Genomic DNA, 10,750 nt, shown 5'->3' with positions numbered 1-10,750 from the left:
GCCCGGCGGTCCCCATCGACGCCGGCGCCCCCGTCCCTTCCGCGGCCACCGCGCCGCAGCCGACTGCCGCGTACGCGACCGCGATGCCCGCCGACGGCCGTCCCGTCGCCGGCTCCCCGTGGCCCGCCCCCGCCACCGACGCCTTCGGCCGCTCCCTGACGTTCGACGCGGCGGGGAACCCCGTGACCCCCAAGCGCATGGGCAAGGGCGTCCGCACGGGCCTGATCGCGGGAGCGTCCGCGCTCGCCCTCCTGCTCTCCTTCGGCGGCGGCACCGCGTTCGGTTACATGGCCGACCTCGGCCGCTCGACCGCCACCGCGGGTGACACGCGCATCCAGGATCCCGGCGCCTTCACCCCGGGCCAGGGCTTCGGCCGCGGCACGACGACGCTGCCGGGGCAGGGCTCCGGCTCCGGCCAGCAGTCGGGCACCGGCACCGGCACCGGGACCTCCGCCACCTCCCCCGCCGCCGACGCGGCGCAGACGGCGGGCGTCGTCACCATCGACTCGGCGCTCACGTACGAGAACGCGGCCGGTGCCGGCACCGGCATCATCCTGTCGTCCGACGGCACGATCCTCACCAACAACCACGTCGTCAGCGGCGCCACCAGCATCCGCGTCACGGTCGAGTCGACCGGCAAGGCCTACGTCGCCGAGGTGGTGGGCACCGACGCCACGAACGACGTGGCCGTGCTGCAGCTCGAGGGTGCGTCGGGCCTCACCCCGGCCGTGATCGACACCGACGGCGTCACGGTCGGCGAGGCCGTCACGGGCGTCGGCAACGCGGGCGGCACGGGCACGCTCACGGCGGCGGCCGGCAAGGTCACCGCCCTCGGCCAGACCATCACCACCCAGTCCGAGGGCACGGCGGCCGGCGAGACGCTGACCGACCTCATCCAGACGGACGCGCCCATCGTCTCCGGCGACTCCGGCGGCCCCCTCGTGGACGCCGAGAACGAGGTCGTGGGCATCGACACGGCCGCCTCCTCCGGGTCGGCGCAGATCGCCGGCTTCGCCATCCCGATCGACACGGCCCTGAGCATCGCGAAGCAGATCGAGAGCGGCGTCGAGTCCGGCACCGTGCAGATCGGCTACCCGGCCTTCCTCGGCGTGCTGCTCGCGAACGGCGCGGGCACGGTCGCGGGCGCTCCCGTCCAGGGCGTCGTCGAGGGGTCCGGCGCCGCCCAGGCCGGCCTCGCGCAGGGCGACGTCGTGACCTCGGTCGACGGCAAGGCCGTGGCGTCGGCCGCCGAGCTCAGCGCCGCCATCGCGGCGCACGAGCCCGGCGACCAGGTGGCCCTCGGCTGGACCACCGCGGCCGGTGCCACGCAGACGGGCACCGTGACCCTCACCGAGGGCCCCGCCAGCTGACGCGCATCCCCATGACGACGGCCCGCCCTGCGCGATGCAGGGCGGGCCGTCGTCGTCGTGCGTCCGGGATCAGCTCCGGGTCACGTCCAGGACCACGACCGCCCACGAGAGCGCGGGCAGCGTCAGCGTCAGGCGCCCGCCCTCGGCGTGCACGCCCTCGAGCGGCACGAGGCCGACCTGCTCGCCCGACTCCTCGGTGTTGCTCGTGAAGCGGTCCCCTCCCTCGGGGACACGCAGCACCTCGGCGCGGAGGATCCGGCCGGCGTCGAGCCCGCGGAGCGCCACCTCGGTCGCCGCCGACTCCTCCAGGTCGCGGTTCGCGAGGAACAGGGACACGGTCCCCGCCTCGTCGTCCCAGGTCGCGCTCACGTCGACCACGTCGGCGGTGCCGAAGCGGTCGTTGTCGTAGCGGTCGCTGTCGACCTCCACCTGGAGGATGCGGCCCGTCGCGAGCTGCGCCATCCGCGCGAACGGCCAGAAGATCGACTGGCGCCAGGCGGGTCCCGCCTCCTCGCTGCGGATCGGCGCGATCACGTTGACGAGCTGCGCCTGGTTGGCGATCTTCACGCGGTCGCCGTGGCGCAGCAGCGAGTTGAGCAGCGTGCCGACGACGACCGCGTCGGTCACGTTGTACTCGTCCTCGATGACGCGGGGGTGCTCGCGCCAGCCGGACTTCTCGATGCGGTGCGGCTGGTCCTCGGTGTCGAGGCCGCGCTGGTACCAGACGTTCCACTCGTCGAACGAGAGGTCGATCCGCTTGCGGTTCTTCAGGCGCGCGCCGGTGGCGTCGGCCGTGGCCACGACCGACTCGATGAAGAAGTCCATGTCGACGCTGCTCGCGAGGAAGCTGCGGACGTCGCCCTCGTGCTCCTGGTAGTAGGCGTGCAGCGAGATGTAGTCGACGACGTCGTACGTGTGGCCGAGCACGGTCTGCTCCCACTGCCCGAAGGTCGGCATGCCGGAGTTGGAGCTGCCGCACGCGACGAGCTCGATGCTCGGGTCCACGAGGCGCATGGCCTTGCCGGCCTCCTGCGCGAGGCGGCCGTACTCGTCGGGCGTCTTGTGCCCGATCTGCCACGGGCCGTCGAGCTCGTTGCCGAGGCACCAGAGCTTGATGTCGAACGGCTCCTCGGCGCCGTTGCGGCGGCGCATGTCGGAGTACTTGGATCCGCCCGGGTGGTTGGCGTACTCGACGAGCGAGCGGGCGGCGTCGACGCCGCGCGTGCCGAGGTTGATGGCCTCCATCACCTCGACGCCCGCGGCCTTCGACCAGCCCATGAACTCGTGCAGTCCGAACGCGTTGGTCTCCACGGTGTGCCAGGCGCCGTCGAGGCGGCGGGGCCGGTCCTCGACGGGGCCGACGCCGTCCTCCCAGTCGTAGCCGGAGACGAAGTTGCCGCCCGGGTAGCGGACGACGGTCGCGCCGAGCTCCTTGGTGAGGTCGAGCACGTCCTGGCGGTAGCCCTCGGGCGTGGCCGTGGGATGGCCCGGCTCGTAGATGCCGGTGTAGACGCAGCGTCCCATGTGCTCGACGAACGAGCCGAAGAGCCGGCGGGGCACGTCGCCGATGGTGAAGTCCCGGTCGATGGTGATGCGGGCGCGGGTCATGGGGCGTCCTCCTGGACGTCGGGCCCGGGAGCGTGCGTCCCGGACGGGATGGGTGGAGCGGTGGTGGGCGCGGGGCGGCGGATCACTGCCCGCCGAACCCGGTGGTCGAGATGCCCTTGATGATCTGGCGCTGGAAGAAGAGGAACACGAGGATCAGCGGCAGCGCGGCCAGCACGGCCGAGGCCATGTTCTGCGCGTACTGGATCCCGTAGGCGTTCTTCACGGTCTGCAGCCCCACGGGCAGGGTCATGAGCGTCGCGTCGTTCGTGGCGATGAAGGGCCAGAGGAAGTTGTTCCACGCGCCGATGAAGACGAAGATCGCGACCGCGGAGAGGATGGGCCGCGACAGCGGCATCACGATCTGCAGGAACACGCGCACGCGTCCGGCCCCGTCGACGCGCGCGGCGTCCTCCAGCTCGATCGGGATCTGGTCGAAGAAGGCCTTCAGGATGAACACCATGGCCGGCTGCACGATCTGCGGCAGGATCACGGCCCAGAGGGTGTCCACCAGGTCGAAGGACAGCATCTGGTAGAAGAGCGGGACGATGAGGATCTGCGGCGGGATGATGATCGACGCGATGATCGCCCCCATCAGCACCTTGCGGCCGCGGAAGTCGATGCGGCTGAGCGCGTAGCCGGCGAGCGCCGAGAACACGACCGCGACGACCGTGATCACCGTGCTGGTGAGCAGGCTGTTCCAGGTCCAGAGCGGGATCGTGCCGCCGTTCAGCACGGAGGCGTACGCGTCGAGCGTGAAGCCGCCCGCGGGGAACAGCGTCACGGGGAATGCGGCCGCGTCGGTCTCCGACTTGAACGAGGTCAGCACCGCCCAGAGGAACGGCAGCAGCCACGCGGCGGCGAGGACGATGAGGATCAGGAGCGCCGCGACGCGCGACGGCGCGAACCGGGGCGTGCCGGTGCGGCCCTGGCGGGCGGTGGCGCTGGTGGCGGGCTTCCGCGCCAGCGTGCCGGAGGAGAAGGCGGGTCGGGTGGTGGTGGTCATGACTTCCTCCGGGTCGCGGTGAACTGGATGACCGAGATGACCACGATCAGGGCGAAGAAGATGTAGGAGATGGCGGCCGAGTAGCCGAAGCGGAAGCCGGTGAACCCGGTCTCGAAGACGTACTGCACGATGGGCCGGGTCGCGCCGCCGGGGCCGCCCGCGGTCATCTGGTAGATCTGGTCGAAGACCTTGAGGCTGGCGAGCACCTGCAGGATCGCGAGGAGCGCGGTGGTCGGGGCGAGCTGCGGGATCGTGATGGAGAACAGCTGCCGCCACTTGCCGGCGCCGTCGAGGGCCGCCGCCTCGTACTGCTGGTCGGGGATGTTCTGCAGCGCCGCCAGGTAGATGAGGAAGTTGAAGCCGACCGTCCACCAGACGGTGGTGATCACGACGCTCGTCATGGCGAGGTTGGAGTCCTGCAGCCAGGCGGGCTGCGGGAGGCCGAGGGCCCCCGCGATGGCGTTCACGACGCCGAGCTGCGGGTTGTACATCCAGAGCCAGAACAGCGACACGACGGTGGACGCGAGGAGGAACGGCAGGAAGAACGCGAGCCGCCAGAGCCACTGGCCGGGGAGGCCGAGGTTCACGAGGAGCGCGAGCACGAGGCCGACGACCAAGAGCGGGATGGTGCTCGCGATCGTGAACACCACGGTGTTGCCGAGCGAGCGCCACATCTGGCTGTCGCCGAACGCCTCGAAGTAGTTCGCGAAGCCGATGAGCTCGCTGTTCGCTCCCGTGAGGCTCTGCCCGGTGAGGCTCTGGTAGAAGCCGTAGAGGACCGGCCACACCAGGAACAGCACGAAGGTGATCACGAACGGGGCGATGAAGAGCATCCCCTGCGTCTGCTCCTTGGCCCGGACCTTGGGCTGCCCCGCGGTGGACCGCGGGGGGCGGGACCCGGTCGCGGGGGCGACCGGGGTGGGTGGTGCTGCTGTCGTCACGAGTGGACTCCTTCGTCGTATCGCAGGAAGAGGGGTGCGGGGCCGCCGGCGGAGGTCGCGGGGCCCCGGGGTCGGGCGCTACAGGGGGTTGGGCTTGGCGAGGAGCGCGTTGATCTGCCGGATGAAGGCGTCGAGGCCGGCGCCCGCGTCCTGGCGGCCGAGGAACACGTTCTGCACGTTCTCGGCGAAGAAGGACTGGAAGTCGGATCCGGACCCGGTGAAGTAGGCCACCGGGTCGTAGTTGATCTGCTCGGCCGCGTTCGCGTAGTGCGCCTGCGGGAGGAGCTCGGCGTACTCGGGGCTGTCGATCACGGGCTTGTACGCCGGGATGTGTCCGGCGCCCGCCCACTGCAGCGAGTTCTTCAGGAGGTCCGCGACGAACGCGTACGTCTTGTCGCGCTTGACCGGGTCCGGCGAGCTCTGGTGCGGGAGCACGAACGCGTGCGAGTCGGCGTAGGTGGCCGGCGTGCCGAACAGGTTCGGGATGGGCATGGCGTCGAACGGGAGCTCCGCGGCCTGGAACGTGGGCAGCTCCCACACGCCGGTGACGACGGCGCCGCTCTTGCCGCCCGCGAACTCGGCGATGGCGGTGCCGCCGTCGCCGCTCGGGGTGGCGATGGTGCCGTCGAGCAGGCTCTGGATGAACTCGAGCGAGGCGACGGCCTTGTCGCGGTCGTAGACGACCTCGCCGCCGGTGGGCAGCTCCATCTCGCCGCCCATCTGCTTGTAGAACGTGTAGAAGAAGCGCCACATCTGGGCGCCGTCGCCGAGGTAGCCGTAGCTGAGGCCGTGCACGCCCGTGACGGCCTGCATCTTCCGCATCACGTCGACGAACTGGTCGGGCGACGTGATCTCGGCCAGCTGGCCGTCGTCCCCCAGCACGCCCGCCTCGCCGGCGACGTCCGTGTTGTACATGAGGATGAACGGGTGGCTGTCGAGGGCGATGGAGTACAGCTCGCCGTCGACCACGCCCTTGTCCCACACGCGCGGCTCGAAGTCGGCCTGCGTGACGCCGAGCTCCGCGAGCTTGTCCGTGTCCCACGGGTCGAGCAGGCCGCCGGGCGCGAACCCGGGGACGCGCGCCGCGTGCATGACCGCGACGTCGGGAGCGCGACCGCCCACGGACGCCATGGCAAGCTTCGTGTAGTACGGCTGGCCCCAGGCGAGGACCGTGGCGGTGACGTCGAAGCCCTCGCCCGAGTCGTTCGCCTCGGTGACCATCTCCGTCATGCGGATGCCGTCGCCGCCGGACAGCAGGTGCCAGTACTTTAGGTCGACGATGCCGCCGGCCGCCGCCACCTGGGGCGCGCAGCCGGACAGTCCGCCGACGAGGAACGCGCCGCCCAGGGCCGCCGCGCCGCCCATGAGGATCTGACGCCTCGACCATGCCGAGGGACGTCCCCCGGTCTTTCCCGTAACAGGATCCATTGACCACTCCTTCGTGATGGCCACATCATTACATCGTTGTAATGGGGAACGCAACGTTTCGGCGTGACGATCTGCCGGACGACCGCCAGCGGATGGCGGATCCGGGTCAGAGGGACGGGCGCGTGCTGCCGCGGACGACGATGCGGTGCGGGATGACGACCTGCACGGGTGGGCCCTCGCGCTCCTCGATGCGCCGGACCAGCTGCCCGACCGCCGCCTCGGCGTACGCGCGGATGTCGAAGTGCACGGTGGTGAGGGTGGGGATCGAGAACCGCGACTGGTCGACGTCGTCGAAGCCGGCCACCTGGACGTCCTCCGGCACGCGCAGCCCGTGGTCGGCGAGGGCGCGCAGGGCGCCGAAGGCGAGGCCGTCGGTGAAGCAGAACAGGGCTTCGGGCGCCGGGTTGCCGCCAGCCAGCCAGGAGTCCACGGCCTCCGCGCCGGAGGCGCTGTTCCAGCCGGTGCGGTCGATCTCCACGGGCGCCTCGCCGGCCTCCTCCATCGCGCGCCGGTAGCCGATGCGCCGCAGGTCCCCCGCGGCCGACTCCTCGCGCGTCGCCGTGCCCACCGCGGCGATGCGGCGCGCTCCCGTCGCGAGGAGGTACCGGGTCATGTCGTACGCGGCGCCGACGCTGTCGACCCCGACGCGGTCGGCGACCTCCTGCTCGACCTCGCCGATGACGACCACGGGCGGCAGCGACTCGGCCCGCCCGATCGCGCTCTGGGAGAGCAGGACGGGGTTCAGGATCAGGCCGTCCACCAGGTGCTCGCGGGCCCGGGACATGAGGTCGCGCTCGCGGTCGGGCCGGGAGCCCGTCTCCTCCATCTGGATGCTGTAGCCGGCCTCGTGCGCCACCTCCACCAGGTGGTGGGCGAGCTCGGCGGAGTACGCGGTGCCGAGGTCCGGCAGGGCGACGGCGATGACGCCCGTGCGCCCGTTGCGCAGGCCCCGGGCGGAGAGGTTCGGCACGTAGTCGAGCTCCGCGACGGCCAGCTCGACGCGCTCCCGCGTGGCGGGGCTCACCTGGACGCGGCCCGTGATGACGTTCGAGACGGTCTTCGGCGAGACCCCGGCGCGCGCGGCGACGTCCTTCACTGTCGCGCGCATGGTCCTCCCCGGACGACCGGCGGCGGGCGTCTGCCGCAGGCGGTGCCCCCGAATCTAATGCACGCGCTCAGCCCCGGCCGCGGAGGCGATGCCCGGGAGCGCCGGGCATACTGCGGGGATGATCTCCACCGCGCATGCCACGACCCTGCTGGAGCTCGGCCTCGAATGGAGCCCCGAGCCCGGCGACCGGTTCCGGATCCGCGGCCAGGGCTTCGAGTCCGACGTCTTCACCATCAGCGAGCTCACCATCGAGGCGCACGAGCACGCGACGGGCACGGTCCTCGGCTTCAACGGCACCACCGAGTGGGCGCTCGACTCGGTCGCGCTGGAGGACAGCCTCTGGCTGCCGCGCGAGGACCAGCTCCGACAGCTCCTCGGCGGGGCGTTCCGCTCCCTGCGGCGCGAGATCGGCGGAGCGGAGGACGGCGCCCACGTGGTGCTCGTCGTCCTCGACGGGCACGAGGTCGAGCACCGGGACCTCGAGGCCGAGGAGGCGTACGCGAAGGCGCTCATCGCCGTGATGGAGGCCGCAGCGCCCACCCCTCCCGCCGCCTGAGGCGGGCGCGGCGTCAGGCCTCAGGCCCGGGCGCGGCGGCGCACGACGAGCGCGGAGACCGCGCGCCACCCGAGCAGCAGGACGGCCAGGATGATCGCCGTCGTGATGACGAACGGCACGACCACGCCCTCGCCGCTGAGCGCCCGCAGCACCACGCCGACCACGAGCGTCACGCCCCACACCAGGAGCCCGGTGGGCACGAGGCGCGAGGGGCTGCGCCAGGCGCGGGCGACGATCCAGCCGACCAGGCCGCCCGCGAGGAACGGCCACGCGGTGCCGAGCACGGCCGAGGGCGCGAGGTCCTCGCCGTGGCTGGCCCGGCCGATGAGGACGAAGGCGACGATGAGCGCGGCGTCCAGGACGACGGCGCGGAGGATCTCGGGACGGGCGGCGGGACGGGTTCGGCGGGTCACCCGGCGATCCTAGGCGTCGCGTCCTGGACGGTCGGCGGGTCCGTCCTCCGCGGCGACGGCCCCCGGTAGCAGCAGGAACCCGTCGGCGACGAGCGCGCGGATCCCCGGGAGCAGCTCGGCGCGGAGGGCCTCCGCGTCCACGGCGGTGAGCTGCGCGACGGCGTCGACGATCGCGCCGACCGCGAGCTCCCCGTCGCACGCGCCCACGAGCGCGGCGAGCCCGGTGTCGAGCGGCACCTCCCGGCCGAAGCCGGCGCCCTGCCGGAGCGTCATGACCGTCGGGTCCTCGGCGCCCGGCCAGTAGTGCCGCTCCTCGGTGACGTCGCCGGCCACGACCAGAGCGAGTCCGCCGAGCACCCGGTCGTCGATGCGGGCGAGGGCGTCGTGCGCGGCGAGCGATGCGTGCAGGTGGTCGCCGAGGCCGGTCGGGTTGTGGCCGAGGCCTCCGGGGAGCCGCTCGAGGCGGCGCAGCGTCGGCGCGCCCGTCGCGGGCCGGCGGAGGGTGAGGTACCCGAAGCCGACCGCCTCCACCCCGCGCGCCGCGAAGTCGTCGAGCCACGCGTCGAGGAGCGCCTCGGACTCCGGGGTGCCCGCGCGGGTGCCGCCGTCGCGGATCCACGTCTCGGCGTAGAGCGCCGCGTCCTGCACCTCCCGCTCGACGATCCACGCGTCGAGCCCGGTGCCCGTGCGGTGGGCGGCCGCGTCGAGCCACCCGGCGACCCGCTCGAGGCCGGGCCCGCCCGCGCGGTGCTCCCAGTTGCCGAGGAGCTGCGCGATCCCGCCCGGCGTCAGGTGCTCGGCGAGCTGCGCGACGACGCCCTCCACGAGCGCGTCGCCGACGAGGCCGGCGTCGCGGTACTCGTAGGCGGGCACGCCCTCCGTCCTCGGGGTGATGACGAACGGCGGGTTCGAGACGATGTGGTCGAACCTCTCCCCCGCCACGGGCTCGAAGAGGCTGCCGAGCCGGAGCTCGATGGTGGTCACGCCGTTGAGGGCCGCGTTCAGCGCCGCGAAAGCCAGCGCCCGCGCGGAGATGTCGGTGGCGACCACCCGCTCCGCGTGCCGGGAGGCGTGCAGCGCCTGGATCCCGCATCCGGTCCCGAGGTCGAGGGCCGAGGCCACGGGGGCGGAGACCATGAGGCCGCTGAGCGTCGCGGAGGCCCCGCCGACCCCGAGCACGTGGTCCTCGTCGAGCGCCCCGCCGGTGGCGAGCTCGCCCAGGTCGGACGCGATCCACCACTCGCCGACGCCGTGGGCGTCGATGAAGCCGTACGGGCGGAGGTCGACGGCCGGTCGCACCCGGTCCCCGTCCACCTCGACGAGGCCGAGGCGCGCGGCGCCCTCGATGCCGAGCGTCGGGAGGGCGGCCCGCAGGTCGTCCGCGTCGACGGCGTCGCCGAGCACGAACAGGGCCGCCAGGGCGGCCGGTGCCGGGAGGCGCCCGCCGACGCGCGCAGCGGCGACCGCGCGGCGGGCCGGGATCCGGTTCCCACGGTGCAGCGCCTGGCCGGCGGCGTCGCCCCACACGCCGAGAGCGGACGCGAGCGTGAAGGGAGCCGTCTCGAGGTCGGCGCGGAGCGTCCGGACCTCCGGGGTCGCGATGGTCACGGACGGGATCGCGGGTCGGGGCACCGGTCGATCTTAACCGGGGCGCGCCTACCGCTGGCCCGCCGCGGGCGGTGCCCCTACCGTGGGGCCATGGACCTGGACACGACCGCCGCCGACGCTGCCGGACGCCGGCACGAGCGGACCGTCCTCCACCGCGACGGCTCGGTGCGCGGCCGCGGCGGCATGCTCGGCGACCGGGAGCACGGCGAGTGGACGTGGTACCGGCTCGACGGCACGATGCTGCGCTCGGGATCCTTCGACCATGGCCGCCAGGTGGGCGAGTGGACCACCTACGACCGGTCCGGGGCGCCGTACAAGGTCACGCGCTTCCCGCCCGCCGGCTGAGGCGCGCGAAGGCTGGCACGAGCGGGGGGAAAGCAAAAACCCCGCCGGAGCGGGGTTCTTGTGGACCTAAGGAGATTCGAACTCCTGACCTCCTCGATGCGAACGAGGCGCGCTACCAACTGCGCCATAGGCCCTGACAACTCCACGAGACTACCACGTCGCGCGGGGCCCTCCGACCGCGAGCGCGGCCGTGGGGACGGCGCGCTTCCTCAGCCGACCGCGCGGCGGCGGCGCAGGACCTCGTCGAGGTCGCCCATGCCGGGCTGGGCGTCGTCGACGATGCCCATGCGGGAGAAGCGGCTGTCGGGGGCCGACGGCGTGCGGGCCGCGGGGGCGGCGGGGGCTGCCGCGACGGCCTCCTCCTCGGCGG

Annotated in this window: 10 protein-coding genes and 1 tRNA gene; 3 read left to right on the top strand and 8 right to left on the bottom strand. The window is 72.9% G+C overall.

All coding sequences use genetic code 11. The features are described from left to right. A partial coding sequence (locus Q6969_RS08415) for a trypsin-like peptidase domain-containing protein (protein ID WP_317230024.1) occupies positions 1-1,370 on the top strand: 1,370 nt, incomplete at its 5' end. A gap of 69 nt (positions 1,371-1,439) precedes the next feature. On the opposite strand, the gene Q6969_RS08410 is transcribed toward Q6969_RS08415, so the two are convergent. The 5 genes from Q6969_RS08410 to Q6969_RS08390 form a co-directional block, all read right to left on the bottom strand. After that, positions 1,440-2,978, bottom strand: a complete 1,539-nt coding sequence (locus Q6969_RS08410; protein WP_317230023.1) for an alpha-N-arabinofuranosidase — start codon at positions 2,976-2,978, stop codon at positions 1,440-1,442. Positions 2,979-3,060: 82 nt separating this feature from the next. Continuing rightward, positions 3,061-3,981, bottom strand: a complete 921-nt coding sequence (locus tag Q6969_RS08405) for a carbohydrate ABC transporter permease (protein WP_317230022.1) — start codon at positions 3,979-3,981, stop codon at positions 3,061-3,063. Beyond that, positions 3,978-4,922, bottom strand: coding sequence for a sugar ABC transporter permease (locus Q6969_RS08400; RefSeq protein ID WP_317230021.1), 945 nt, complete (start codon positions 4,920-4,922; stop codon positions 3,978-3,980). Before Q6969_RS08400 ends, Q6969_RS08405 begins: the two co-directional genes overlap by 4 nt. Before the next feature lie 78 nt (positions 4,923-5,000). Further along, the gene (locus Q6969_RS08395; RefSeq protein ID WP_317230020.1) at positions 5,001-6,350 is read right to left on the bottom strand and encodes an extracellular solute-binding protein; all 1,350 of its coding nucleotides are present in this window, start codon (positions 6,348-6,350) and stop codon (positions 5,001-5,003) included. Between the two features lie 106 nt (positions 6,351-6,456). Further along, a complete protein-coding gene (locus Q6969_RS08390) occupies positions 6,457-7,458 on the bottom strand; it encodes a LacI family DNA-binding transcriptional regulator (protein WP_317230019.1) in 1,002 nt (333 codons plus the stop codon). 118 nt (positions 7,459-7,576) lie between these two features. Here Q6969_RS08390 and Q6969_RS08385 point away from each other — a divergent pair, with 118 nt between their 5' ends. Next, positions 7,577-8,014, top strand: a complete 438-nt coding sequence (locus Q6969_RS08385; protein WP_317230018.1) for a pilus assembly protein CpaE — start codon at positions 7,577-7,579, stop codon at positions 8,012-8,014. A 20-nt stretch (positions 8,015-8,034) separates the two neighbouring features. Here Q6969_RS08385 and Q6969_RS08380 read toward each other — a convergent pair whose 3' ends face one another. Both Q6969_RS08380 and Q6969_RS08375 read right to left on the bottom strand, forming a co-directional pair. Further along, a complete protein-coding gene (locus Q6969_RS08380) occupies positions 8,035-8,427 on the bottom strand; it encodes a DUF3054 domain-containing protein (protein ID WP_317230017.1) in 393 nt (130 codons plus the stop codon). A 9-nt stretch (positions 8,428-8,436) separates the two neighbouring features. Continuing rightward, a complete protein-coding gene (locus Q6969_RS08375) occupies positions 8,437-10,059 on the bottom strand; it encodes a methyltransferase (RefSeq protein WP_317230016.1) in 1,623 nt (540 codons plus the stop codon). A 66-nt stretch (positions 10,060-10,125) separates the two neighbouring features. Between Q6969_RS08375 and Q6969_RS08370 the strand changes: the two genes are divergently transcribed. Further along, a complete protein-coding gene (locus Q6969_RS08370) occupies positions 10,126-10,380 on the top strand; it encodes a hypothetical protein (protein ID WP_317230015.1) in 255 nt (84 codons plus the stop codon). 61 nt (positions 10,381-10,441) lie between these two features. Here the strand turns inward: Q6969_RS08370 and Q6969_RS08365 are convergent. Next, positions 10,442-10,514: transfer RNA gene (locus Q6969_RS08365), tRNA-Ala, on the bottom strand. Positions 10,515-10,750: the final 236 nt, after the last annotated feature.

It is taken from the genome of Clavibacter sp. MX14-G9D (assembly GCF_032917815.1).
Lineage (GTDB): Bacteria > Actinomycetota > Actinomycetes > Actinomycetales > Microbacteriaceae > Clavibacter > Clavibacter michiganensis_K.
This window is presented reverse-complemented; position numbering and strand designations above follow the sequence as displayed.

Bases quoted from the DNA above. Each gene is read 5' to 3' on its own strand.
- Q6969_RS08390 (WP_317230019.1), bottom strand. From the start codon at position 7,458: ATGCGCGCGACAGTGAAGGACGTCGCCGCGCGCGCCGGGGTCTCGCCG.
- Q6969_RS08395 (WP_317230020.1), bottom strand. From the start codon at position 6,350: ATGGATCCTGTTACGGGAAAGACCGGGGGACGTCCCTCGGCATGGTCG.
- Q6969_RS08370 (WP_317230015.1), top strand. From the start codon at position 10,126: ATGGACCTGGACACGACCGCCGCCGACGCTGCCGGACGCCGGCACGAG.
- Q6969_RS08410 (WP_317230023.1), bottom strand. From the start codon at position 2,978: ATGACCCGCGCCCGCATCACCATCGACCGGGACTTCACCATCGGCGAC.
- Q6969_RS08385 (WP_317230018.1), top strand. From the start codon at position 7,577: ATGATCTCCACCGCGCATGCCACGACCCTGCTGGAGCTCGGCCTCGAA.
- Q6969_RS08405 (WP_317230022.1), bottom strand. From the start codon at position 3,981: ATGACCACCACCACCCGACCCGCCTTCTCCTCCGGCACGCTGGCGCGG.